The organism is Neoroseomonas eburnea, from assembly GCF_018129005.1.
In the GTDB taxonomy this organism is placed as follows: Bacteria; Pseudomonadota; Alphaproteobacteria; order Acetobacterales; family Acetobacteraceae; genus Neoroseomonas; species Neoroseomonas eburnea.
Window position 1 is genome coordinate 246,405 of sequence record NZ_JAAEDL010000001.1, and the last position, 24,630, is coordinate 271,034.

Consider the following 24,630-nt stretch of genomic DNA (forward strand, 5'->3'; position numbering starts at 1 on the left):
GGCAGGAAGAGAACCAATCTCTTCCTGAGGCCAAGGATGGCCGGCCGGGGCATGGCGAACAATGAGATTCAGGCCGACGCAAGGGTGAAAAAAGCGGCGATGAGCCGCTTTTAGCCTTTTCTGTGTGCATTTTACATATTCTCTGCCGATTTTTTGCTCAATCGGACGGCAGCGCGAGCCAGCCCGAGCGGAAGGAGAGCCAATCGCTCTCCACCAGGAACCAGATCCCGACCCAGATCACCACCGTCAGCGCCGTGGTGGCGAGCACCTTCCACCCGAGATTCGCGGCGACCGGCGCCCCCCGCCAGCCGCCCGCCGCGGGGTCGCCCTCCGGATCGGGGCGCGCGCCGATGGGCAGGATGCAGAAAAGCGCCGTCCACCAGACGAGAAGGAAGACGACGATGCCCGTGAACCATGTCATGGAAGATGTATCTGCCCTGGAAGTTGTTGCGTTTCAGGCCGGCATTGCCCGGCTGTCCCGCGGAGCGCATTCGGAGCCGAGGAGTGCCCGATGCCAGGGAACACGTCCATGCCGCTGAGGACTGGTTATCCCGGTCCTGGCCGGAGTCACCGCCCGTGTGGCGCCTGCCGCGGGGCAAGCGGCCTCGCGGCGAACCGGTCGCACCTGTGTCATTTCGCATCGCTTGCAGCGGCCACCCATCGCGCCGCATTCCTTGGCCGCCCGCACCCTACGACGACCTGCCGACGGGCGCGACCCGCGGATCGCCGTGCCAGGCTGACTGACATGCTCCATTCGCGACATCCCGCCGCTTCGCACGGATGCTGCATGATAGGATGCTGAAGAAGGTGGGGTAGCCGCGGCTGGTTTCGGCGCGGAGAGGCCGCCCGCAACTTGAGGAGAAGGAGATCGCCAACATGGCTATCACTCGCAACGCCACGCGGGGCCTGCTGCTCGTCGGGGCCATGACCTTCACTGTTCTGCCCTGTCTCGTGCCGGTTCTCGACGCGGCTGCACATGCCCGCGGTGGTGGCGGCGGTGGTGGCGGCGGCGGCGGTGGCGGCGGCGGCGGTGGCGGTGGTGGCGGTGGTGCCGGCGGCGGTGGTGGTGGCGGTCCAGGTTCCGGTAGCGCCGGCGCCAGCGCTGACAATGGCCACGGCGGTGGCGGCCAGGGAAGCGGTCACGGAAACAGCGGCGGGCATGGCGGTGGCGGCCAGGGTGGCGGCGTTGCCGGCGGGCCAGGTCCAGGCAGCGGCCGCGGCGGTTCCGCAACCGGGATCGGCGGCCGCGGTCCCTCGGAATCCCCGGGGCGCGGCGTTGCCGGAAGTTTCGGCCGGGACACCGATCGCGGCGCGGTCGCCAGCGCGCTTGGCGCCCTCAATGCCGCGCATGCTTCGCCAACGGCCCGTGCCAATGCCGCGCCCAATTCACGCGTCGGGCAGATTGCATCCTATGAGCGGGCGATGCTCGGCGCCTTGGCCATGCCGGCGCGCACGCCGGCGGAAGCGGCCCTGCGTGATCGGGCCATCGCCGATGCGCGAGCCCGGGAACTCGCCGCCGCGGCCAACCGCCCGGTCAGCAGCGTGGTCGTCTCGCGGGTCGACTCCTTGCTCGGACTCCCGCCGAGCGACCCGACGCTTGGTGTCCCGCGATAGGGCTATGCGGCCGGCCGCATAGCCGGCGCGGGGGGAGTGGTTCAGCCTGGTCTGAGACGCTCCCGCAGCCGGGTGATGATCGCCGGATCGTACGGCATCGCGGCCGGGATGCCTTCGCGTCGGGCAAACGCCGTCAGGGCGGCGCGTGTCTGGGGTCCATCGCGGCCGTTCACCGGGGCCGTCCAGAGCCCTTGGGTGGCGAGGCCTGACTGGGCGAAGCGCGCAATCGGCCGATCCACCGGCGGGACAGGGCCGCGCGAAGTTTCACCTGCGAGGCGGCTTTCGGCATGCCTGGCCGCCACGGCAGGAACGCGCCGCTGCAGCGCCTCGCGGTATCGCCTTGCCGCCGCAACGCCGCGTCTCTCGGAGATCCGCAACCGCGCAAGCGCCTCGGCGTCATCCTGCGCCGTGCCCTCCCCGGCCACCTGCAGCAGCGCCATGGCGAAATGCGCTTCGGGATGGCCACGTTCGGCGGCTCGCTGGAACCAGACCGCGGCCCAGGCAGGTTCTCTCGACGTGCCATCGCCGGCTTCGATCAGTTGTCCAAGCCGGAACTGCGCCTCGGCCGTACCCTGTTGCGCCGATCGGTGCAGCCATGGGATCGCCGCCGCGGCATCGCGCCCGCCGTCGGGCCGGAACAGGTGGCTGCTGCCCACCATCAGCTGAGCATCGGGATCACCGAGCGCGGCGGCGGCCTCGATCAGGATCGCGGCGCGCCCAGGATCAGGAACGCCACCACGGGACGGGTTGAGTGCCCGGATTCCGTCACGGTAGAGGCCGGCGCCACGGGAACGCTCCTGCGGCGATGTCGGCGGCGGCGGTGCACTTGGCACCTCGGTCCCGCCACCCATCGAACCGCATCCGACCAGGAGCAGGCCAGCGGCCATGCAGGCCGAAATGATCGACAGACGCGGTGCGGTCATGGCGCGATCCCTGGTCTGATCAAGGATCATGTTGCAGTACGATCCGGAACAGCAACCAGCGGCTCGCTGCTTGCCCGGATCCGCCGGTCGCGTTCGCCAACTGCCGGAAGGCGCAGATGAAGGACGCCGCCGCCCCCCGAACTCCCCATCAAGGGAGACGGCCCTCAGAGACCGTTTGGAAGGTCCGGCAGCGGCCCGCCCCCCCATCCGGCCACCCATTCCAGGATACTGGCGTGGGTGGCCGGGTGGGGGGGCTGGTGCTGGACATGGAAAAGCGCCGCACGGCGCGGTTCCAAACTGATGCGGTGGACTCTCAGCACTCATCATGACCCGGGTATCGGGTTCCAGCGGCCTTTCGGCCTTTGGCTGGGAGCGCCCGAGAGGGGCGGCGTCCCTCCCGGAACCGTCTGCAAGCCATCCGCGCAGACCTGCCGGAACCGCAGCTGTACGCATTGGCCGGCGGCGACGGCTCCGGTCTGCCGATGCCGCAAGGATCTCCGCGGCATCAGACCCGCAGCAGATGGATCTCGACCGTCGGCCGCTTGCGCAGCCGGCGGCCGAGCGCCTTGCGCAGCGCGCTGCGCGCCGTCTCCCGCAACTGGTCATCCTCCCGCCGCAGCGCCACGGGCAGTTCCGAGACGACGCGGCGAAGCTCGGCGGCGATCAGCGCGGGCTCCGGGTCGCCGGTCTCGAACAGGCCGGGGGCGGAGACCTGCGGTTCCCCGAGCACCCGCCCCTGCCCATCCACCGCCAGCGAGGCCATCACCACGCCGTTGAACATCATCCGCCGGCGCGCAGCGATGATCGAGCCATCGAAGGGCAGCAGCCGGTCGCCATCCACCGCGAGCCGCCCGGCGGGCACGCCTTCCACCACCTCCGGACGGTTGCCGGAAAGCCGCAGCACGTCGCCATCCTCGACCAGGAAGGGGATGGCGCCGCATTCGGTGGCGAGCGCGGCGTGTTCCTGCATGTGGCGCCACTCGCCATGCACCGGCACGGAATAGCGCGGCTTCACCAGGGCATAGAGGCGCTTCAGCTCATCCCGCGCCGGGTGGCCGGAGACATGGACCATGTGGTCCTCATCCGTCATCACGCGGCAGCCGCGGCGCACCAGCCCGTCCTGGATGCGCTGGATCGCGCGCTCATTCCCGGGGATGCGGCGGGAGGAGAAGATGACCGTGTCCCCCTCCCCGAGCGCGATGTTGGGGTGGGTGTCCTCGGCGATCTTGGCCATGGCGGAGCGTGGTTCGCCCTGGCTGCCGGTGCAGATCAACAGGAGTTCGTCATCGGGCAGGTAGCCGGCCTCGTCCTCCGGCACGAAGGGCGGGATGGACTTCAGGTAGCCGCATTCCCGCGCCGCCGCCTCGATGTTGCGCAGCGACCGCCCGAACAACGCGACCTGCCGCCCCGCCGCGCGGCCGGCGAGCGCGATCGATTCCATCCGCGCCACGTTGGAGGCGAAGCCGGTGACGGCGACGCGCCCCTTCATCCCGCGGATCAGCGCGGCAAGGTTGCGCCGGACCTCGGCCTCGCTGCCCGAATGGCCTTCCACCATGGCGTTGGTGGAATCGCAGACCATGGCGAGCACGCCCTCCTCGCCCAGCGCGGCGAAGGCGGCTTCGTCCGTGCGGGGACCGACCAGCGGGTCGGGGTCAAGCTTCCAGTCGCCGGTGTGCAGCACCGTGCCGTGCCGGGTGCGCAGCACCAGCGCCTGGGATTCCGGCACCGAATGCGCGACCGGCAGGTACTGCAGGTCGAAGGGCCCAAGGGCGAAGCGTGCCCGCGGCTGCGTCACCACCAGCGGGACCTCCTGGATCATCCCGGCTTCGGTGAGCTTGCGCGTCAGCACGGCCGCGGCGAAGGGCGTCGCGTAGACCGGGCAGCGGAACTGCCGCCAGAGATGCACGACGGCGCCGAGATGGTCCTCATGCGCATGAGTGATCACCAGGCCCACCAGGCGGTCGCGGCGTTCCGCGAGCCAGACCGGGTCGGGAACCATGACGTCCACCTCCGGGTTGTCGCGCCCGGCGAAGCCGATGCCGCAATCGACCGCGAGCAGCGCGCCGTCACAGCGATAGACGTTGAGGTTCATGCCGATCTCGCCGGTCCCGCCCAGCGGGAGGAAGGCGAGGTCGCCGGAAACGGCGTTCATCTGGTTCAGTCGGAATCCGATCGGAGGGGGTCGCGCAATGCGCTGTGGTGGAAGACGGGGGGCGGGTTGCGGTCCGCGAGCAGCCGCAGGCCTTCCAATGTGATGTCGGGGTCTGTCTTTTCTATGACAAGGGTGCCCTCGGCAAAGAGCGGCGCCAGGCCGCCGGTGCCGATCACCTTCAGCGGCCCGCCATATTCGGCCTTGATGCGGGCGACGATGCCCTCGATCAGGCCGACATAGCCCCAATAGATGCCCGACTGCATGGCCGGCACGGTCGAGCGGCCGATGACGGCCTGCGGCCGGCCGATGCCGATGCGCGGCAGACGGGCGGCGGCACGGTGCAGCGCCTCGATCGAGAGGTTGATGCCCGGGGCGATGACGCCGCCCAGATAGGCGCCGTCGGAATCCACCACGTCGAAGGTTGTGGCGGTGCCGAAGTCGATCACCACCAGCGGGCCGCCGTAATGCGTGTGGCTCGCAAGCGCATTGAGCAGGCGGTCGGCGCCGACCTCGTTCGGCTGGTCGACGCGGATGTCGAAGCCCCAGTTGAGCGGCGCGCGGGCGATCAGCGGCTCGGTGTCGAACCAGTCGCGGCAGAGCCGGCGCAGGTTGTACAGCGCCGCCGGCACCACGGTGCCGATCACGCAGCGCAGGATCTGGTTCGGGTTGAGCCCGACATGCTGCAGCAGCGCGAGCAGCCAGACGGCGTATTCGTCCGAGGTGCGGTCGGCACGCGTCGCGATGCGCCAGCGGCCACGCCATTCCTTCCCGTCATGGACGGCGAAGACGACATTGGTGTTGCCGGCGTCGATGGCGAGCAGCATGGGTCAGGCGACCTCTCCGGAAACGATGGCGCGCAGGCGGCCATCGCTGGTGAGCAGCAGGCCGCCATCCTCGGCGAGCCCTGCGAAACGGCCGGTGATCACGTCGGCGCCACGGCGGACGACAAGTTCGGCATCCGGCGCCGGTCCGCGGGCGAGCCAGGCAGCACGGATCGCCGCGAAGCCTTCGGCCTGTTGCCGGTCGCGCCAATGGTCGAGGGCGGCGAGCAGGTCGCCGGCGAAGGCCTCGGGCGCCGGCACCGGACCGCCCAGATCGGCCAGGCAGGCCGTGGCGCGGCCCGGGACCTGTGGCGCATGCGCGAGATTCACGCCGATGCCGAGGGAGAGCCAGGCGATGCCGCCACGCTGGTCGGCCGTCGCCTCGGCGAGAATGCCGGCCATCTTGGCGCCGTTCAGCAGCAGGTCGTTCGGCCACTTCAGCCGGAGCGAAGCGGGGTCCGGCAGCAGCGGCGCGACGGCATCGGCCAGCGCCACGGCCGCGAGCAGCGCCCATTGCGGCGCGTCCCGCAGGGAGCCCGATGGGCGCAGCAGGATCGAGAGGTGCAGATTGCCGACGCGGCTGTCCCAGGCCCTGCCCTGGGTACCGCGACCAGCGGTCTGGCGCCGCGCGAGCACGGCCGCCCCGTCCGGCTCCCCGGCCTCGGCGAGCTGCGCAACCAGGTCCGAGGTGCTCGATAGCTCCTCGTGGACGCGCAGCCGGAAGCGAGGCGGAATCACCCCAGCAGGGCGGCGACGGCCGCCTGCGCGGCGGCGACCAGCGGCGCCGGGTAGAGGAAGAACAGCGTGGTGAAGAGCCCCGAGGCCGCCATCACGAAGGATGTGCTCGCCGGGCGCGCATCGAGCGCCCCGGCGGGCTCGTCGAAGAACATCACCTTCACGATGCGCAGGTAATAGAAGGCCGAGACGACCGAGGACAGCACCCCGACGATGGCGAGCGTCCACAGCCCTGCATCGACCGCCGCCTTGAAGACGAACATCTTGCCGAAGAAGCCCGCCAGCGGCGGGATGCCTGCCATCGAGAACATGAAGACCGCCATCCAGACCGCCATCGACAGGTCGGTCCTGGCCAGGCCGGCGAGGTCGGAGACCTTCTCGACCGCCCTGCCCTGCCGGCGCATTGCCACCAGCACCGCGAAGGCGCCAAGGTTCATCAGCAGGTAGATCGCCATGTAAATGAGCAGGCCGCGCATGCCGGCCTCCGACGCGCTGGCGAGGCCCACGAGCGCGTAGCCGACATGGCCGATCGAGGAATAGGCCATCAGTCGCTTGATGTTCTGCTGCCCGATGGCGGCGAAGGCACCCAGCACCATCGAGAGCAGCGAGGCCAGCACGATCACCTGCTGCCACTGGCCGGCGAGATCCCCGAAGGGGCCGCCCAGCACGCGGGCGAACAGGGCAATGGCGGCAACCTTCGGCGCGGCGGCGAAGAAGGCGGTGACCGGGGTCGGCGCACCCTCATAGACATCGGGCGTCCACATGTGGAACGGCACGGCCGAAACCTTGAAGGCGAGGCCGACGATCACGAAGACCAGGCCGACCACGACGCCGGCGGAGGCCCTGGCCGGATCCGACAGGGCATCGGCGATGCGATCGAAGGACGTCGTGCCGGCGAAGCCGTAGACCAGCGAGGAGCCATAGAGCAGCAACCCCGATGCCAGCGCACCGAGCACGAAGTACTTGAGGCCGGCTTCCGCCGAACGCTCGTCATCGCGATTGAAGGCGGCGACGACATAGAGGCTGAGCGAGAGCAGCTCGAGCCCGATGTAGAGCGTCATCAGGTCGTTGGCCGAGACCATGACCATCATGCCGAGCGTGGCGAAGAGCAGCAGCACCGGATACTCGAACCGGTCCAGCCCCTCCTTTTCGTTGTAGTCGAGCGAGAGCACGACGCCTGCCGCCGCGCCCAGCAGCACCAGCACCTTGGCGAAGCGGGAGAAGGCGTCGGAGACGAACTGCCCGCCGAAGGCGGTGCCTTCCGGGGCGCCGAGCACCAGCACCGCGGTCACCAGGAAGGCGCCCACCGTCGCCATGGCGCTGGCGAAGAAGGCGTTGCGCTTCGGCACGACGCCGACCCCGAGGATGGCGAGGCCCGAAAGCGCCAGGACGAGTTCCGGCAGGGCGAGGGTCCAGTTCATCGGGTCACATCCCCGCCAGGCGGGCCGCGCCGAGCGCGGCTTCGTGCCGTGCCACGAGCGCAGTCACCGAGGCTTCGAAGAAGGAAAGGAAGGATTGCGGCGACACGCCCATCCACACCGCCAGGATAACCAGCGGCGCGAAGACCGCGTGCTCCCGCGGCGACATGTCGAGCAGCCCGAGGAGGTCGTCCTTCGTGACGCGCCCGAAGGCGACGCGCTTGTAGAGGTAGAGCATGTAGGCCGCACCCAGGATCATGCCGAGTGCCGCCCCGAACGCGACCCAGGGGTTCACCTTCCAGGCCGAGACGATCACCAGCAGTTCGCCCGGGAAGCCGGCGAGGCCCGGCAGCGCGACCGAGGCCATGGTGAAGAGCATGAAGATCACGCCGTAGGCCGGCATGATCTTCGCGACCCCGCCATAGCGCGCGATCTCGCGGCTGTGCACGCGGTCGTAGAGCACGCCGACGCAGAGGAAGAGCGCGCCCGAGACCACGCCGTGGGAGAGCATCTGGAACAGTGCCCCCGACAGCCCCTGCACGTTGAAGGTGAAGATGCCGAGGGTGACGATGCCCATGTGGGCCACCGAGGAATAGGCGATCAGCTTCTTCATGTCCTCCTGCGCCAGCGCCACCAGGGAGGTGTAGACGACGGCGACGATGGACAGGACGTAGATGAAGGGCGCGAAATCGGCCGAGGCCTGCGGCAGCATCGGCAGACTGAAGCGCAGGAAGCCATAGGCACCCATCTTCAGCAGCACGCCCGCCAGGATGACCGAGCCCGCCGTCGGCGCTTCCACGTGCGCGTCCGGCAGCCAGGTGTGGAAGGGCCACATCGGCACCTTCACCGCGAAGGACGCGAAGAAGGCGAGGAAGATCCAGGTCTGCAGCGCCGGCGGGATGGCATGCTGGAACAGCGCGGGGATGTCGGTCGTGCCGGCGCGGTACCACAGCAGCAGGATCGCCAGCAGCATCAGCACCGAGCCGAGCAGCGTGTAGAGGAAGAACTTGAAGGAGGCATAGACCCGCCGCTTGCCGCCCCAGACCCCGATGATCAGGAACATCGGGATCAGCACGCCTTCGAAGAAGACGTAGAAGACGATGAAGTCGAGGGCTGCGAACATGCCGACCATCATCGTCTCGAGGACGAGGAAGGCGACCATGTACTCGCGCACGCGAACCTGCACCGACTCCCAGGACGCGAGGATGCAGATCGGCGTCAGCAGGGTGGAGAGCAGGACGAACAGCACCGAGATGCCGTCCACCCCCATGTGGTAGGTGATGCCGAACTCCGACATCCAGTCGAGCCGCTCCACGAACTGGAAGCCGGCATCGGCCTTGTCGAACTGGAACCACAGGATCAGCGACAGCGCGAAGACGATCAGGCTGGTCCAGAGGGCGGTCCAGCGCGCGTTCTCGGCGACGACCTTGTCATCCCCGCGCAGCGCCAGGATGAAGGCCGCCCCTGCCAATGGCAGGAAGGTGAGCAGGCTGAGCAGCGGAAAGCCGGCGGCGTTCATCGTGCGGCACCGAAGACGAGGATGGAGACGAAGACCGCGAGACCCGCGATCATGACGAAGGCGTAGTTGGCGACGCGCCCGGTCTGGATGCGCACCGCGCCCTGCGCCACGTCGGTGGCAAGCGAGGCCGCGCCGTTGGGCACGCCGTCGATGATGCGGGCATCCGCCGTCTGCCACAGCACGCGGGCGAGCGCGCGGGCGGGACGGACGAAGATCGCGTCATACAGTTCGTCGAAGTACCACTTGTTCAGCAGGAAACGGTACACGCCACCGAAAGTCTCGGCGAGCTTTCCGGGCACGCTCGGCAGCAGCATGTAGAGGATGTAGGCGAGCGCGATGCCCGCCAGCCCCACCACGGTCGGCGCGAGCGGCACCCAGGACGGGACCTCGTGCGCGTCGTGCATGATGTGGTTGTGCGGGGCGTTGACGATGGCGCCGTTCCAGAACTGCTCCCAGTGGTGGCCGACGAAGTTCTCGGCGAACAGCGCACCGATGCCGATGGCGCCGGCCGCCAGCACCAGCAGCGGGACCAGCATCACGGCCGGGCTCTCGTGCACGTGCTGCATCGTGTGGTGGTCGGCGCGCGGCTTGCCGTGGAAGGTCAGGATGATCAGGCGCCAGGAGTAGAAGGCGGTGAGGAAGGCGGCGATGATGCCGCAGGCGAAGGCGTACATGCCAACGCCGGAATGCGACGCGAAGGCGGCCTCCAGCACGAAGTCCTTCGAGAAGTAGCCGGCGAAGAAGGGTACGCCCGCGAGCGCCAGGGAGCCGACCCACATCACTGCGTAGGTGACCGGGATCTTCCGCCAGATGCCGCCCATCCTGCGGATGTCCTGCTCGTCCGACATCGCATGGATGACGGAACCCGCGCCCAGGAACAGCAGCGCCTTGAAGAAGGCGTGGGTGAAGAGGTGGAAGATCGCGCCCTGGTAGGCCCCCACCCCGGCGGCGAAGAACATGTAGCCGAGCTGCGAGCAGGTCGAATAGGCGATGATGCGCTTGATGTCGTTCTGCACGCAGCCGATCGTCGCCGCGAAGAGCGCGGTGGAGGCACCGACCACGGTGACCAGCGCGAGCGCCATCGGCGCGTATTCGAACACCGGCGACATGCGCGCCACCAGGAAGACCCCCGCCGTCACCATGGTCGCCGCATGGATCAGCGCGGAGACCGGCGTCGGACCTTCCATCGCATCCGGCAGCCAGGTGTGCAGGCCAAGCTGCGCCGACTTGCCGCAGGCACCGAGGAACAGCAGCACGCAGATCACCTCGTAGGCCGGCAGGCCCGCGAAGGTCGCGTCCTTGTGCTGATCGATGCTGCCGAAGATGGTGGCGAACTCGACCGAACCGAAGGTCCAGAAGGTCAATGCCAGGCCGAGCATGAAGAAGAGGTCGCCGACGCGGTTGACGATGAAGGCCTTGATCGCCGCGGCGCAGGCGCTCTCCTTCTCGTACCAGTAGCCGATCAGCAGGTAGCTCGCGAGGCCGACGCCTTCCCAGCCGAAGAAGAGCTGCACCAGGTTGTCCGCCGTCACCAGCATGAGCATCATGAAGGTGAAGAGCGAGAGATAGGCGAAGAAGCGCGGCGTTGTCGGATCGTGCGACATGTAGCCGACGCTGTAGATGTGGATCAGCGTCGATATCAGCGTCACCATGCCGACCATCACGGCCGACAGCGTGTCATAGCGCAGCGCCCAGGACACCTCGAACCCGCCCACGTCGAGGAAGGTGAAGATATCCACGGTCTGCGGTGCGTGGCCGAGCGCAACCTGGTAGAAGGCGGCCAGGCCGCAGATCGCGGCGAGCACCATGCAGATGACCGTGGTCATCTGCGCGGCCCTGTCGCCCATCCAGCGGCCGAAGAAGCCGGCGATCGCGGAACCCAGCAGCGGGAAGAAGACGGCGCCTGCGAACATCGCTTCAACCCTTCAGGGTCGAGATATCCTCGACCTCGATCGTTCCGCGGTTGCGGAAGTAGATGACCACGATGGCGAGCCCGATCGCCGCCTCGGCGGCTGCCACCGTCAGGATGAACATCGCGAAGACCTGGCCCGTCAGGTCGCCGAGCGCGGCGGAGAAGGCCACCAGGTTCAGGTTCACGGCGAGCAGGATCAGTTCCACCGACATCAGGATGACGATGACGTTCTTCCTGTTCAGGAAGATGCCGAACACCCCGAGGACCAGCAGGATCGCCGAGACGGTCAGGAAATGCGCGAGAGAGACGGCCATCTCAGTGGTGCCCCCCGTGTCCGTGGTGGTGCTCCACCTGCTTCGGCTTCGCCTCCTCGGGCGCCGGCGGGCGGGCGATGCCGATCTCCTTCAGTCCCGCGCCCAGCGGCACGGCGCGGAGGGAAACGGAGCCCGCGCGCGCGACCTGCTCGGCGATGTTCTGCCGGCGCGTGCCCGGCCGCGTCCGGTGCGTCAGCACGATCGCGCCGATCATCGCCACCAGCAGGATCAGGCCGCAGGCCTGAAACAGGTAGACGTAGTCCGTGTAGAGGATCTGCCCGAGCGCCTCGGCATTCGTCACCCCGGCCGGCGCGGGGTTCACCCGCAGCGCCGCCGCCTCCGGCGCGAAGCGCCAGGCGCCGACGACCATCACCAGTTCGAGGAACAGGATGCCGCCGACCACGGCCCCGATCGGCGCGTAGCGCTGGAAGCCCTCGCGCAACTGCGCGAAGTCGATGTCCAGCATCATCACGACGAAGAGGAAGAGCACCGCGACCGCACCGACGTAGACGATGACCAGGATCATCGCCAGGAATTCCGCCCCTGCGATCAGGAACAGCGCCGCGGCGTTGAAGAAGGCCAGGATCAGGAACAGCACGCTGTGCACGGGGTTGCGGCTGGTCACCACCATGACGGCGGATGCGATCAGGATGGCGGCGAAGACGTAGAAGGCGAGAGCGGCGATCACGGGCTCTCTCCTTCCTGGGGCAGTCGGGTCATGGTCGGGTCCTGCTGGGCCGCGGTGGTCAGCGGTACGGGGCGTCGAGGCGGAGCCGCTCGGCGAGCATCGGCTCCCAGCGGTCGCCGTTATCGAGCAGCTTCTCCTTGGTGTAGATCAGCTCCTCGCGGGTCTCGGCGGCGAACTCCATGTTCGGGCCTTCGACGATGGCATCGACCGGGCAGGCCTCCTCGCAGAGGCCGCAGTAGATGCACTTCGTCATGTCGATGTCGTAGCGCGTGGTGCGGCGGGATCCGTCCTCGCGCGGCTCGGCCTCGATGGTGATGGCCTGGGCGGGGCAGACGGCCTCGCACAGCTTGCAGGCGATGCAGCGCTCCTCCCCGTTGGGGTAGCGGCGCAGCGCGTGCTCCCCCTTGAAGCGGGGCCCGAGCGGCCCGCGCTCATACGGGTAGTTCAGCGTCGCCTTCTTCTTGAAGAAGTACTTCAGCGTCAGCGCCATCCCCGAGACGAGCTCGGAGAGCAGGAGGCTGCGTGCGGCGCGGTCGAGGGTTGCCATGGTCAGAGCCCCATCAAGCCGGCAGCCAGCCGGTCAGCTTCAGCACCGCCGCCGTGATGACCAGCCACACCAGGCTGAAAGGCAGGAACACCTTCCAGCCCAGGCGCATGAGCTGGTCGTAGCGGTAGCGCGGGAAGGTCGCGCGGACCCAGATGAACGTGAACAGGCAGAGGCAGATCTTGGCCACGAACCAGATCGGCCCCGGCACCCAGTTGAAAGGCGCGATGTCGATCGGCGGCAGCCACCCGCCCAGGAACAGGATCGTCGTCAGCGACGACATCAGGATCATGTTCGCGTATTCGCCGAGGAAGAACAGCGCGAAGGACATCGAGCTGTATTCGACGAAGAAGCCGGCGACGAGCTCGGACTCGCCTTCCGGCAGGTCGAAGGGCGCGCGGTTGGTCTCCGCCAGCGTCGAGATGAAGAAGATGATGAACATCGGGAACAGCGGAATGGCGAACCACACATTCTGCTGCGCCCGGACCACCTCGGTCAGGTTGAGCGAGCCGACGCAGAGCAGCACGGTCACGATCACGAAGCCCATCGAGACTTCGTAGGAGACCATCTGCGCGGCCGAACGCAGCGCGCCGAGGAAGGCGTATTTCGAGTTCGACGCCCAGCCCGCGATGATCACGCCGTAGACGCCGAGCGAGCTGATCGCGAAGAGGTACAGCACGCCGACATTGATGTCGGCGATCGCCCAGCCGTCGTTCACCGGGATGACCGCCCAGGCCAGCATCGCCAGCGTGAAGGTCAGCATCGGCGCCAGCAGGAAGAGGACCCGGTTCGCGCCAGCGGGCACGATGGTCTCCTTCATCAGCATCTTGATGGCATCGGCGAAGGGCTGCAGCAGGCCGAAGGGACCGACCACGTTCGGCCCCTTCCGCATCTGCATCGCCGCCAACACCTTGCGTTCCGCATAGGTGAGGTAGGCGACGCCGATCAGCAGCGGCACCAGCAGCGCCAGCGCCTTCACGACGGTCAGGATCAGGATCCCGATCGGGTGGGTGAAGAAGAAGTCCATCACGTCACTCCGCCGCCAGCGCCGGTGCCGGCCCGTAGACCGCGGCGCATTGCGCCATCACGTCCGACGCCCGGCTGATCACGTCCGCCAGGTGATAGACCGGGATCGGCAGCGCGAAGGCCATGGTGTTGACCGCGCCGGCATCGCCTGCCGGGCCGGTCGCGTCGGTGCAGCCGCCGCGCGCCACCTCCCCCACTCGCGAGAAGACCGCGCTTGCTTCCGCCAGCCGCGCGCGCAGGGCATCCGCATCGGCATAGGGCAGTGTCTTGCCGACGCCCTCGCTGAAGGCGCGGATGATGCGCCAGTCCTCCTTCGCCTCGCCCGGCGGGAAGATCGCCAGGCGCCCGCGCTGCGCACGACCTTCGGTGTTCACCCAGGTCGCGTCCTTCTCGGTATAGGCTGCGCCGGGAAGGATGACGTCGGCGCGCGCCGCCATCGCATCGCCGTGGTGCCCCTGGTAGATCACGAAGGTGCCCGCGGGGATGCGCGCCGGGTCGAAGCCGTCCGCATTCAGCAGCCACATCGCATCGACGCCGCCGGCCAGCATCGCCTTGAGGTCCTTGCCGCCCTGCCCCGGCACGAAGCCGAGTTCCAGCGCGCCGGCCTGCCCGCCGAACAGGTGCAGCAGGTTGAAGCCGTGCCAGTCGGGCGTCAGCATCCCGGTCTCGGCGGCGATCTTCCAGGCCGCGGCCAGCACCGCCGCGCCATCCGGCCGCTGCAGCGCGCCGCGGCCGAGGATCAGCATCGGCTTCCGCGCCGCCTTCAGCGTCTCGAGGAAGGCCGAACCTTCCAGCGCCGCCAGGTTCCCGCCCAGATGCTGCGCCGGGTAGGTCAGGTCCACGCCACGCGGGCCGACGAAGCCCACGGGGAATCCGCCCGCCGTCCAGCGCTTGCGGATGCGCGCATTCAGCACAGGCGCCTCGCGGCGCACGTCGCAGCCGATGATCAGCAGCGCATCCGCCTCGTCGATGCCGGCGATGGTGGTGTTGAAGCGCCAGAAATCCGGCCGGCTCGCATCGATCGCCGCGAAATCGTCGCGGCAGTCGAGGTTCGCCGAGCCATAGGCCGCCATCAGATCTTTCAGCGCGATGGTGCTTTCCGCATCCGCCAGCGCGCCGGCCACCGCGCCGATCCGCTCACCCGGCAGGGCGGACAGCCTGTTGGCGATCGCCGCGAAGGCTTCCGGCCAGGTCGCCGGCGTCAGCTTGCCGTCCTTCCTCACCCAGGGCCGGTCCAGCCGCCGCCGCTTCAGCCCGTCGAAGGAGAATCGGCCGCGATCGGCCATCCATTCCTCGTTCACCGCCTCATTGACGCGGGGGATGATGCGCAGCACCTCCGGCCCGCGCGCATCGACGCGGATATTCGCGCCGACCGCGTCCAGCACGTCGATGCTGTCGGTCTTCTTCAGCTCCCACGGCCGTGACACATAGGCATAGGGCCGCGAGGTCAGCGCGCCGACCGGACAGATGTCGATCAGGTTGCCGGAGAGCTCGGAGGTCAGCGCCTTCTCGACATAGGTGCCGATCTCGAGGTTCTCGCCACGGTTGGTCCCGCCCAGTTCCGGCGTGCCGGCCACCTCCGCCGAGAAGCGGACGCAGCGCGTGCACTGGATGCAGCGCGTCATCACCGTCTTGATGAGAGGACCGATATCCTTGTCCTTCACCGCCCGCTTGGGTTCCTGGTAGCGCGACCTGTCCGAGCCATAGGCATAGGCCTGGTCCTGCAGGTCGCACTCGCCGCCCTGGTCGCAGATCGGGCAGTCGAGCGGGTGGTTGATCAGCAGGAATTCCATCACGCCGCGGCGCGCATTGCGCACCACCGGCGTGTCGGTGAACACCTTCATCCCGTCCATGACGGGATAGGCGCAGGAGGCGACGGGCTTCGGCGCCTTCTCCACCTCGACCAGGCACATGCGGCAATTGCCCGCGACGGACAGCCGCTCATGGTAGCAGAAGCGCGGGATCTCCTTCCCCGCCGCCTCGCAGGCCTGCAGCACGGAGGCGCCGTTCGGCACCTCGACCTCGATACCGTCAACCGTGACCTTCGCCATCGCCGCTTACTCCGCGGCCATGCGCGTGTGCCGCGCCTTGTAGGCCATGATGCGTTCTTCCATCAGCGGCCGGAAATGCCGGATCAGCCCCTGCACCGGCCAGACGCCGCCATCGGCGAGCGCGCAGATCGTGTTGCCCTCGATGCGCCGCGTGACGTTCTCGAGCAGGTCGATCTCCTCGATCTCCGCATTGCCTTCGACCATGCGGTTCATCAGGCGCATCTGCCAGCCCATGCCTTCGCGGCAGGGCGTGCATTGGCCGCAGCTCTCATGCTTGTAGAAGGCCGCGAGCCGCGCGATCGCCTTGATGATGTCGGTGGACTTGTCCATCACGATCACCGCCGCGGTGCCAAGACCCGACTTGTGCTCGCGCAGCGCGTCGAAATCCATCAGCACGTCGTCGCAGATGTGCTTCGGCAGCAGTGGCGTGGACGACCCGCCCGGGATCACGCAGAGCAGGTTGTCCCACCCGCCCCGCACCCCGCCGGCGTGCCGCTCGATGAGCTCCCGCATCGGGATGCTCATCTCCTCCTCGACATTGCAGGGCTTGTTCACATGGCCCTGGATGCAGAAGAGCTTGGTGCCCGAGTTCTTCGGCCGCCCGAAGGAGCTGAACCAGGAGGCGCCGCGCCGCAGGATGGTCGGCACCACGGCGATGGTCTCGACGTTGTTCACCGTGGTCGGGCAGCCATAGAGCCCGACGGCCGCCGGGAATGGCGGCTTCAGCCGCGGCATGCCCTTCTTGCCTTCGAGGCTCTCGATCAGCGCCGTCTCTTCGCCGCAGATGTAGGCCCCTGCCCCGCGATGCAGGTACAGGTCGAAATCCCATCCCGAACCGGCGGCATTCCTGCCGAGCAGTCCCGCCTCATAGGCCTCGTCGATCGCGGCCTGGAGCACGACGCTCTCGTTGTAGAACTCGCCGCGGATGTAGATGTAGGCCGCATGGGCGCCCATGCCGAAGGCCGCCAGCAGGCAGCCCTCAATCAGCGTGTGCGGGTCGTGGCGGACGATGTCCCTGTCCTTGCAGGTGCCGGGCTCGGATTCGTCGCAGTTCACGACCAGATAGGACGGCCGGCCATCCGACTGCTTCGGCATGAAGGACCACTTCATGCCGGTCGGGAAGCCGGCGCCGCCGCGCCCGCGCAGGCCGGAACTCTTCATCTCCTCGACGATCCAGTCGCGGCCCTTGGCGATGATGCCGGCCGTGCCGTCCCAATTGCCGCGCCTGCGCGCCGCTTCGAGGTTCCAGGGCTGCGCACCGTAGAGATTGGTGAAGATGCGATCCTTGTCGGCCAGAGCCATCGCTTATTCCCCCGCCGCCGGCACGTCGGTCAGCACCAGCGGCCCGCCTTCCGGTGCGCTGTTCAGCCGCCCGATGGAACTGCCCGGCTTCGGCCGCTCGCCGCGCTTGAGCGCCTCGATCAGCGCGACCGTGCGCTCATAGTCGAGGTCCTCGTAGAAATCGTCGTCGACCTGCAGGATCGGAGCGTTCACGCAGGCGCCGAGGCATTCCACCTCGGTCATGGTGAACATCCCGTCCTCGCTGGTGTCGCCATAGTGCTTCACGCCGCCGGCGTCCTTGCAGGCGCGCAGCACCTCGTCCGATCCGCGCAGCCAGCACGGCGTCGTGCCGCACACCTGCAGGTGGTACTTGCCCACCGGCCTGGTGTTGAACATGAAGTAGAAGGTCGCGACCTCGTAGACGCGGATGGGCGGCATGCCGAGGCGTTCGGCCACCGCATCCATGCCCACCCGCGGCACCCAGCCGCTGTCGGTCTGCCGCTTCATCTGCTTCTGCACGACATAGAGCAGCGGGATCACCGCGCTCGCCTGCTTCCCTTCCGGATAGCGGGCGACGATCTTGGCGATCTGCGCCTCGCTCTCCGCGTCGAAGGCGAAGCTCGTCGGCTCCTCATGATGCGTAGTCACCGGTCGATCTCCCCGAACACCACGTCGAGCGAACCGATGATCGCCACGGCGTCGGCCAGCATGTGCCCCTTGGACAGCACCTCCATCGCCTGGAGATGCGCGTAACCCGGCGAGCGGATCTTGCAGCGGTACGGCCTGTTCGTGCCGTCCGCCACGAGATAGACGCCGAACTCGCCCTTCGGCGCCTCCGTCACCGTGTAGGTCGCGCCTTCCGGCACGTGATACCCTTCGGTGTAGAGCTTGAAGTGATGGATGAGCGCCTCCATCGAGCGCTTCATCTCGGAACGCTTCGGCGGCGCGATCTTGTTGTCCTGCACCTTCACCGGACCCGGCTTCATCTGAGCGAGGCACTGGTGAACGATCTTCAGGCTTTCCTTCATCTCGAGCATGCGCACGAGATAGCGGTCGTAGCAGTCGCCGCGCGTGCCGACGGGCACGTCGAACTCCATGCGGTCATAGACGTCGTAGGGCTGCGCCTTGCGCAGGTCCCATGCGCAACCGGAGGCGCGCAGGCAGGGCCCCGAGAACCCCCACTCGATCGCCTGCTCCGCCGTCATCACGCCGATATCGACCGTGCGCTGCTTGAAGATGCGGTTCTCGCTCAGCAGCCGCTCGAGATCGTCCATGAAGGCCGGGAACTTGACGGCCCAGTCCTTGATCCTGCCCTCGAGGCCCGCCGGCAGGTCCTTCGCCACCCCGCCCGGACGGAAGTAGTTCGCATGGTAGTGGCTGCCCGAGACGTTCTCGTAGAATTCCAGCAGCGTCTCGCGCTGCTCGAAGCCCCAGAGCGCCGGCGTGATGGCGCCGCAGTCCAGCGCGTAGGTGGTGATGTTGAGCAGGTGGTTCAGCAGCCGCGACAACTCGGCGAAGAGTACGCGGATGTACTGCGCGCGCTCCGGCACCTCGATGCCGAGCAGGCGCTCCGTCGCGATGGCGAAGGAATGCTCCATGCTCATCGGCGCGACGTAGTCGAGTCGGTCGAAATACGGCAGCGCCTGGATGTAGGTCTTGTGCTCGATCAGCTTCTCGGTGCCGCGATGCAGCAGGCCGACATGCGGATCGGCGCGCTCCACCACCTCGCCCTTCATCTCCAGCACCAGGCGAAGCACGCCGTGCGCGGCCGGATGCTGCGGGCCGAAATTGATGGTGTGGCTGTCGACCTCTATGGCCCGCGTCACGGACTCGGCGGCCTCGCCGGCGGGGATGATCGCCTGGCTGCTCATTCCTTCGGCCCCTCCAGACGGTTGAGGTGAACCTTCTCATCGCCGGGAAGCGTGGTCATGCCTTCCCAGGGGCTGAGGTAGTCGAAGTTGCGGAATTCCTGCGTGAGCTGCACCGGGCCATAGGCCACGCGCTTCAGCTCCTCGTCGTAGCGCAATTCGACGAAGCCGGTCAGCGGGAAGTCCTTGCGCAGCGGATGCCCCTCGAAGCCGTAATCCGTCAGGATGCGGCGCAGGTCCGGCTGGCCTTCGAAGACCACGCCGTACATGTCCCAGGTCTCGCGCTCGAACCAGGTGGCGCTCGGCCAGATGCCGACGACGGAAGGCACGCTTGCCACGCCGTCCGTCGTCACGATCACGCGGACGCGGTGGTTATGGGACAGGCTGAGCAGGTTGTAGACGACCTCGAAGCGCTCGGGCTTCTCCGGCCAATCGACGCCGCAGAGCTCCATGCACTGCTCGAAGGCGAAGCGCGGGTCGTCGCGCAGCAGCAGCATCAGCGGGATCAGCGAGTCGCGCCGTGCGCGCAGCACCAGCTCGGCGCCCCCGCGGGCGAGTTCGACCTCGGTCACCGCGCCGCCGGCAGCGGCGGCGATCGCCAGCCCCAGCGTGCGCAGCGGGTTCTCGGGCGCGGCCTCCGCGGCCGCGATCTCGTTCTCAGCCACGCAGGATGGTCCCCGTCCGCCGGATCTTCTTCTGCAGCTGCAGGATGCCGTACACGAGCGCCTCGGCGGTCGGCGGGCAGCCCGGAACATAGACATCCACCGGCACGATGCGGTCGCAGCCGCGCACCACGCTGTAGGAGTAGTGGTAGTACCCGCCGCCGTTCGCGCAGGACCCCATCGAGATCACCCAGCGCGGCTCCGACATCTGGTCGTAGACCTTGCGCAGCGCGGGGGCCATCTTGTTGGTCAGCGTGCCGGCGACGATCATCACGTCCGACTGCCGCGGCGACCCGCGCGGGATCACGCCGAACCGGTCGAGGTCGTAGCGCGCCATGTAGGCGTGGATCATCGGCACCGCGCAGCAGGCCAGGCCGAAGGTCATCGGCCACAGGCTGCCCGTGCGCGCCCAGTTCACCACCTTGTCGATGTTCGCGACGACGAAGCCCTTGTCCGTCATCTCGTCCGTCACCGCCTTCACCACCGCGTCCTGCGCGGGGCCGGGGGGCAGCGCGTCCTTGTTCCAGGCGATCTCGCCGGTGCCGCTCATCTGCAGCGTCACTCCCAGTCCAGGGCGCCTTTGCGCCACTCATAGACGAAGCCGACGGTCAGCACGAAGAGGAAGCCCATCATCGAGCCGAAGCCAAGCCAGCCGATATCCCCGAGCGCGATCGCCCAGGGGAACAGGAACGCCACCTCGAGGTCGAAGATGATGAAGAGGATGGCGACCAGGTAGAATCGCACGTCGAAGCGGTGGCGCGTGTCCTCGAAGGGCGCGAAGCCGCATTCGTAGGCCGACAGCTTCTCCGCATAGGGCTTCTGCCGCGCCGCGAGGAAGGCGCCGCCGACCATGGCGATAGCGATGCCGCCGGCGATGCCGAGGAAGACGAGGATCGGGAAATAGTCTGCCAGCAAGGGCTGGGTCATGTGCGCCTCGGTTCTCCCCTGCCCTATTCCGGGCATGACAGCGCGGCGCCCGGCCTCATGCCGCAGCGCAGCGCGGCCGGACATTAGCCCTGCTCGCGGCGCTTCGCCATAGGCCGCGGAAGGGTGTTTTCAACCTGACTTGCGATCGAGGCGCGTGGGCCATTGGCGGAAACGAAAGCGGCGCCCGGGTTGCCCCGAGGCGCCGCTTTTCCTTCGTTTCCGTCGCGTGGCGCGAGTGACGGGGCTCGAACCCGCGACCTCCGGCGTGACAGGCCGGCGCTCTAACCAACTGAGCTACACCCGCGTGCCCGCGACAGGTGGCGGGGGATACGGGCTGGCACGGGGATAGTCAAGCGGGTGATTGCGGTGATTCCGCAGGGGGATGGAGATTGTTCGGGCAGCCACGAAAGGCGCTTCCCGGATGGCCTGACAAGCGATGGCCGGCAGCTGGCCATGTCGCCCGCCGCCGCGCTCATCGGCGAGGCCGGCCCTTGCGCCCCGACGCCGGCCGCTGCCGCGCCGCGGCGACGCGCCGAGCGGCTGCCAACGCCGCCCTGGCCCAGGCGACGAGCTCCTCCGGATCGTCCAGCAACCGCTCCGGGACCTGCCAGAAGGAGAGGTCGATACTGTCGCTCCCCTTCTCGTAGCTGAGGGGCGGCGAGGCGGCCGCCTCCGCGAACATCTCCCGGTTGCCGTCGTCGACGCGAAGGTAGAGCACGTCATCGCTGACCATCGCGAGCATTGCGCCTTCGCAGAAGACGCCGCTCTTGCCGAACATGCGCCGCATGGTGAGGCGGCCGAGCGGGGCGAGCTGCTCCCGCAGGAAGGCGGCAAAACTGTCGCTGGCGACCATGGGCGCCTCCGCGGGTGGTGTCGCCTGCGCTGGGCCGCAGCGCGGCGAAGTCCGACGGGTGCAGCTTCCCCACGCCTCCGGGGAGGGAGATTGTCTCCGCGCCCGTGCGGGCGCGGAGACAATGGGCGCTGACGGGTTCGAACCGCCGACATCCTGTGTGTAAGACAGGCGCTCTACCGCTGAGCTAAGCGCCCTCTGCGAGCCCTATAGCACGAAGGGCCGGCCCTTGCGGACCGGCCCTCGCATCGTCCCTGCGGACGAAATCAGTTCACGGCGTCCTTCAGGCCCTTGCCGGCCTTGAAGCGCACCGTCGTGCTGGCGGGGATCTTGATCTCCTCGCCCGTGCGCGGGTTGCGGCCCTTGCCGGCCTTGCGCTTGGAGGTCGAGAAGGTGCCGAAGCCCACCAGGCGGACTTCCTGCTTCTTCTTCAGGGACTTCTGGATCGCCTCGAACACGGCGTCCACGACGTCCCCGGCCTTCGCCTTCGGCAGATCGGCCGCCTCGGCGACGGCGGTGATGAGATCCTGCTTGTTCACCTGGGTATCCCCCTCCGTTGGTGCGCGGATGACAGGTCGGCGAGTCGGCCGACCGGGTCGGGGCGGAGAGTAGGAGCGGCGTTTTCGCACCGTCAACGAGAGACCATCCGATTCGCCGCAGAAAACCGCCATTTTCCGCGCGCCATGCGGCAGGGATGCAACGCTGGCCTGGGTTTTCCACAGAAAACCCCGGCGAAGCCATGCTCCGCCGGGGCTTTTCAGACCTCGCCGAGGTCGCGGCGCGTCAGTGCGGCAGCGCCGATCCGACCGCCCCCTGCTCGCCCCCGCGCGGCGCCGGGCTTTCCTCCGGCTCCGCCCAGGTGATCGGCTCGGGCTTCGTCACCAGCGCCCGGCTGATCACGTCGTCCACGTGGGAGACGGGCACGAGTTCGAGCCCCTTCTTCACGTTGTCCGGGATCTCGGCGAGATCCTTCTCGTTCTCCTTCGGGATGAAGACCGTCTTGATGCCCGCGCGCAGCGCGGCCAGCAGCTTCTCCTTCAGCCCGCCGATCGGCAGCACCCGCCCGCGCAGCGTGATCTCGCCGGTCATGGCGATGTCCCGGCGCACCGGGATTCCGGTGAGAACGGAGACGATCGAGGTCGCCATGGCAATGCCCGCGGACGGCCCATCCTTCGGTGTCGCGCCTTCCGGCACGTGCACATGGATGTCCCGCATCTCGAACATCGTCGGCTTCAGGCCGAAGGTGGTCGCCCGGCTGCGCACGTAGGACATCGCCGCCGAGACGCTCTCCTGCATGACGTCGCCGAGCTTGCCGGTGGTCTTCACATTGCCCTTGCCGGGCAGCATGACCGACTCGATGGTCAGGATCTCGCCGCCCACCTCTGTCCAGGCGAGGCCGGTGACCACGCCCACCATGTCCTCGGCCTCGGCCTCGCCGTAGCGGAACTTCCGCACGCCGGCGAACTTCTCGAGGTTGCGGGCGGTGATCGCGACCTTCTTCGACTTCTTGGAGACGATCTCCTTCACCGCCTTGCGCGCCAGGCCGGCGATCTCGCGCTCGAGGTTCCGCACGCCCGCCTCGCGCGTGTAGTAGCGGATCAGGTCGCGCATCGCCTCGTCGGAGAGCGACCACTCGCCCTCCTTGAGACCGTTCGCCTCGCTCACCTTCTTCATCAGGTGTCGCTTGGCGATCTCGACCTTCTCATCCTCGGTGTAGCCGGGGATGCGGATGATCTCCATGCGGTCGAGCAGCGGCTGCGGCATGCGGAGCGAGTTCGCGGTGGTCACGAACATCACGTCCGACAGGTCGTAGTCGACCTCCAGGTAGTGGTCGTTGAAGGTCGAGTTCTGCTCCGGGTCCAGCACCTCCAGCAGCGCGCTCGACGGATCCCCGCGCCAGTCGGCGCCGAGCTTGTCGATCTCGTCCAGCAGGAAGAGCGGATTGGACGTCTTCGCCTTCTTCATGCCCTGGATCACCTTGCCGGGCATGGAGCCGATATAGGTCCGCCGATGGCCGCGCACCTCGGCCTCGTCCCGCACGCCGCCGAGCGACATGCGCACGAAGTTGCGCCCCGTCGCCTTGGCGATGGACTTGCCGAGCGAGGTCTTGCCGACGCCGGGCGGGCCCACCAGGCACAGGATCGGCCCGCGGATCTTCGGCGAGCGCGACTGCACCGCCAGGTACTCGATGATCCGTTCCTTGACCTTCTCCAGGCCGTAGTGGTCGGCCTCGAGCACCTTCTCGGCCTCGACGATGTCGTTGCGGACCTTGGAGCGCTTCTTCCAGGGGATCGACAGCATCCAGTCGAGGTAGTTGCGCACCACCGTCGCCTCGGCGCTCATCGGCGACATGGTGCGGAGCTTCTTCAGCTCCTGCATCGCCTTCTCGCGCGCTTCCTTCGACAGCTTGGTGGCCTTGATCTTGGCCTCGAGCTCGGCGGTCTCGTCCTTGCCGTCCTCGCCCTCGCCGAGCTCCTTCTGGATCGCCTTGAGCTGCTCGTTCAGGTAGTACTCGCGCTGCGTCTTCTCCATCTGCCGCTTGACGCGGTTGCGGATGCGCTTCTCCACCTGCAGCACGCCGATCTCGCCCTCCATATGGGCGAAGACGCGCTCGAGCCGCTGGGTGACGGACGGCGTCTCCAGCAGTTCCTGCTTCTCGGGGATCTTGAGGCCGAGATGCGAGGCGACGGTGTCGGCGAGCTTCGCCGGCTCCTCGATCTGGTTGATCGAGACCAGCACCTCGGGGGCGATCTTCTTGTTGAGCTTGATATACTGCTCGAACTGGGAAACCACGGTGCGCGCGAGCGCCTCGGCCTCGCGCGGTTCGGCGGTGGTCTCCTCGATCGGCTCGGCGAAGGCCTCGAAGTAGTTCGCGGTCTCCTTGAAGGCGGCGATCCTGGCGCGGCGGCCGCCTTCGACCAGCACCTTCACCGTGCCGTCCGGCAGCTTCAGCAGCTGCAGCACCGTCGAGACGGTGCCGATCTGGTACAGGTCATCGGCGCCAGGGTCGTCCTGGGCGGCGTTCTTCTGCGCGACGAGCAGGATCTGCTTGTCGTCCTTCATCACCGCCTCGAGCGCGCGGACCGACTTCTCGCGGCCGACGAAGAGGGGGACGATCATGTGCGGGAACACCACGATGTCCCTCAGGGGGAGCACCGGGAGGAGTTCGCCGCGGATGGTATCCGTCATGTGACCTCACTGGGGACAGTCGGCACCCGGCCCGCCCAAGGGGCGGCACGGGCGGGGCGCCACGGCATTCCAGGGGATGTTGGGGCCCCGGGGCGCCCGCTCAAGATCTTGACAGGGCGCCGTTGCGCGCCCCGCC

General features: G+C 68.0%; 23 protein-coding genes and 2 tRNA genes. 1 reads left to right on the forward strand and 24 read right to left on the reverse strand.

The window, feature by feature from the left end; genetic code table 11:
- Window positions 1-157: 157 nt before the first annotated feature.
- The gene (locus GXW74_RS01180) at window positions 158-421 is read right to left on the reverse strand and encodes a DUF1467 family protein (protein WP_211844435.1); all 264 of its coding nucleotides are present in this window, start codon (window positions 419-421) and stop codon (window positions 158-160) included.
- A 455-nt stretch (window positions 422-876) separates the two neighbouring features.
- Between GXW74_RS01180 and GXW74_RS01185 the strand changes: the two genes are divergently transcribed.
- Window positions 877-1,614: a hypothetical protein gene (locus GXW74_RS01185; protein ID WP_211844673.1), complete on the forward strand. Its 738-nt coding sequence runs from the start codon at window positions 877-879 to the stop codon at window positions 1,612-1,614.
- A 41-nt stretch (window positions 1,615-1,655) separates the two neighbouring features.
- Here GXW74_RS01185 and GXW74_RS01190 read toward each other — a convergent pair whose 3' ends face one another.
- From GXW74_RS01190 to lon, 23 genes are all read right to left on the reverse strand, one after another.
- On the reverse strand, window positions 1,656-2,567 hold the full coding sequence (locus GXW74_RS01190) for a tetratricopeptide repeat protein (protein WP_211844436.1): 912 nt from the start codon (window positions 2,565-2,567) through the stop codon (window positions 1,656-1,658).
- 475 nt (window positions 2,568-3,042) lie between these two features.
- Complete coding sequence (locus GXW74_RS01195) at window positions 3,043-4,689, reverse strand: ribonuclease J (RefSeq protein ID WP_211844437.1); 1,647 nt, start codon at window positions 4,687-4,689, stop codon at window positions 3,043-3,045.
- Between the two features lie 5 nt (window positions 4,690-4,694).
- The gene (locus GXW74_RS01200) at window positions 4,695-5,513 is read right to left on the reverse strand and encodes a type III pantothenate kinase (RefSeq protein ID WP_211844438.1); all 819 of its coding nucleotides are present in this window, start codon (window positions 5,511-5,513) and stop codon (window positions 4,695-4,697) included.
- Between the two features lie 3 nt (window positions 5,514-5,516).
- Window positions 5,517-6,248 (reverse strand): biotin--[acetyl-CoA-carboxylase] ligase, encoded by a 732-nt coding sequence (locus GXW74_RS01205; RefSeq protein WP_211844439.1) that lies wholly within the window; start codon window positions 6,246-6,248, stop codon window positions 5,517-5,519.
- Entirely contained in the window at window positions 6,245-7,666 is a 1,422-nt protein-coding gene (gene nuoN / locus GXW74_RS01210; protein WP_211844440.1) for an NADH-quinone oxidoreductase subunit NuoN, read from the reverse strand. The genes GXW74_RS01205 and nuoN overlap by 4 nt, the downstream gene beginning before the upstream one ends.
- A 4-nt stretch (window positions 7,667-7,670) precedes the next feature.
- Window positions 7,671-9,182, reverse strand: coding sequence for an NADH-quinone oxidoreductase subunit M (locus GXW74_RS01215; RefSeq protein ID WP_211844441.1), 1,512 nt, complete (start codon window positions 9,180-9,182; stop codon window positions 7,671-7,673).
- Window positions 9,179-11,095 (reverse strand): NADH-quinone oxidoreductase subunit L, encoded by a 1,917-nt coding sequence (nuoL, locus tag GXW74_RS01220; protein ID WP_211844442.1) that lies wholly within the window; start codon window positions 11,093-11,095, stop codon window positions 9,179-9,181. Before nuoL ends, GXW74_RS01215 begins: the two co-directional genes overlap by 4 nt.
- 4 nt (window positions 11,096-11,099) lie before the next feature.
- Window positions 11,100-11,408 carry an NADH-quinone oxidoreductase subunit NuoK gene (gene nuoK, locus GXW74_RS01225; protein ID WP_211844443.1) on the reverse strand — a complete coding sequence of 103 codons (309 nt, stop codon included), beginning with the start codon at window positions 11,406-11,408 and terminating at the stop codon, window positions 11,100-11,102.
- 1 nt (window position 11,409) lies between these two features.
- Window positions 11,410-12,096, reverse strand: a complete 687-nt coding sequence (locus GXW74_RS01230; protein WP_211844444.1) for an NADH-quinone oxidoreductase subunit J — start codon at window positions 12,094-12,096, stop codon at window positions 11,410-11,412.
- Between the two features lie 58 nt (window positions 12,097-12,154).
- Window positions 12,155-12,643 (reverse strand): NADH-quinone oxidoreductase subunit NuoI, encoded by a 489-nt coding sequence (gene nuoI, locus GXW74_RS01235; protein ID WP_211844445.1) that lies wholly within the window; start codon window positions 12,641-12,643, stop codon window positions 12,155-12,157.
- A gap of 13 nt (window positions 12,644-12,656) precedes the next feature.
- Window positions 12,657-13,667, reverse strand: coding sequence for an NADH-quinone oxidoreductase subunit NuoH (gene nuoH / locus GXW74_RS01240; RefSeq protein WP_211844446.1), 1,011 nt, complete (start codon window positions 13,665-13,667; stop codon window positions 12,657-12,659).
- Window positions 13,668-13,671: 4 nt separating this feature from the next.
- The gene (gene nuoG / locus GXW74_RS01245; RefSeq protein WP_211844447.1) at window positions 13,672-15,717 is read right to left on the reverse strand and encodes an NADH-quinone oxidoreductase subunit NuoG; all 2,046 of its coding nucleotides are present in this window, start codon (window positions 15,715-15,717) and stop codon (window positions 13,672-13,674) included.
- A gap of 6 nt (window positions 15,718-15,723) precedes the next feature.
- Window positions 15,724-17,019 carry an NADH-quinone oxidoreductase subunit NuoF gene (gene nuoF, locus GXW74_RS01250; RefSeq protein WP_211844448.1) on the reverse strand — a complete coding sequence of 432 codons (1,296 nt, stop codon included), beginning with the start codon at window positions 17,017-17,019 and terminating at the stop codon, window positions 15,724-15,726.
- A 3-nt stretch (window positions 17,020-17,022) separates the two neighbouring features.
- The gene (locus GXW74_RS01255) at window positions 17,023-17,646 is read right to left on the reverse strand and encodes a complex I 24 kDa subunit family protein (RefSeq protein ID WP_211844449.1); all 624 of its coding nucleotides are present in this window, start codon (window positions 17,644-17,646) and stop codon (window positions 17,023-17,025) included.
- A complete protein-coding gene (locus GXW74_RS01260) occupies window positions 17,643-18,869 on the reverse strand; it encodes an NADH-quinone oxidoreductase subunit D (protein WP_211844450.1) in 1,227 nt (408 codons plus the stop codon). Before GXW74_RS01260 ends, GXW74_RS01255 begins: the two co-directional genes overlap by 4 nt.
- Entirely contained in the window at window positions 18,866-19,531 is a 666-nt protein-coding gene (locus GXW74_RS01265) for an NADH-quinone oxidoreductase subunit C (RefSeq protein ID WP_408903854.1), read from the reverse strand. Before GXW74_RS01265 ends, GXW74_RS01260 begins: the two co-directional genes overlap by 4 nt.
- On the reverse strand, window positions 19,524-20,078 hold the full coding sequence (locus GXW74_RS01270) for a NuoB/complex I 20 kDa subunit family protein (RefSeq protein WP_211844452.1): 555 nt from the start codon (window positions 20,076-20,078) through the stop codon (window positions 19,524-19,526). The genes GXW74_RS01265 and GXW74_RS01270 overlap by 8 nt, the downstream gene beginning before the upstream one ends.
- A gap of 8 nt (window positions 20,079-20,086) precedes the next feature.
- Entirely contained in the window at window positions 20,087-20,455 is a 369-nt protein-coding gene (locus GXW74_RS01275; protein ID WP_211844453.1) for an NADH-quinone oxidoreductase subunit A, read from the reverse strand.
- Window positions 20,456-20,682: 227 nt separating this feature from the next.
- Window positions 20,683-20,759, reverse strand: a tRNA-Asp gene (locus GXW74_RS01280).
- Between the two features lie 168 nt (window positions 20,760-20,927).
- Window positions 20,928-21,308, reverse strand: coding sequence for a TfoX/Sxy family protein (locus GXW74_RS01285; protein WP_211844454.1), 381 nt, complete (start codon window positions 21,306-21,308; stop codon window positions 20,928-20,930).
- 122 nt (window positions 21,309-21,430) lie between these two features.
- Window positions 21,431-21,502: transfer RNA gene (locus tag GXW74_RS01290), tRNA-Val, on the reverse strand.
- Between the two features lie 69 nt (window positions 21,503-21,571).
- Window positions 21,572-21,844, reverse strand: coding sequence for an HU family DNA-binding protein (locus GXW74_RS01295; protein WP_211844046.1), 273 nt, complete (start codon window positions 21,842-21,844; stop codon window positions 21,572-21,574).
- A 244-nt stretch (window positions 21,845-22,088) separates the two neighbouring features.
- Entirely contained in the window at window positions 22,089-24,494 is a 2,406-nt protein-coding gene (lon, locus tag GXW74_RS01300) for an endopeptidase La (protein ID WP_211844455.1), read from the reverse strand.
- Window positions 24,495-24,630: the final 136 nt, after the last annotated feature.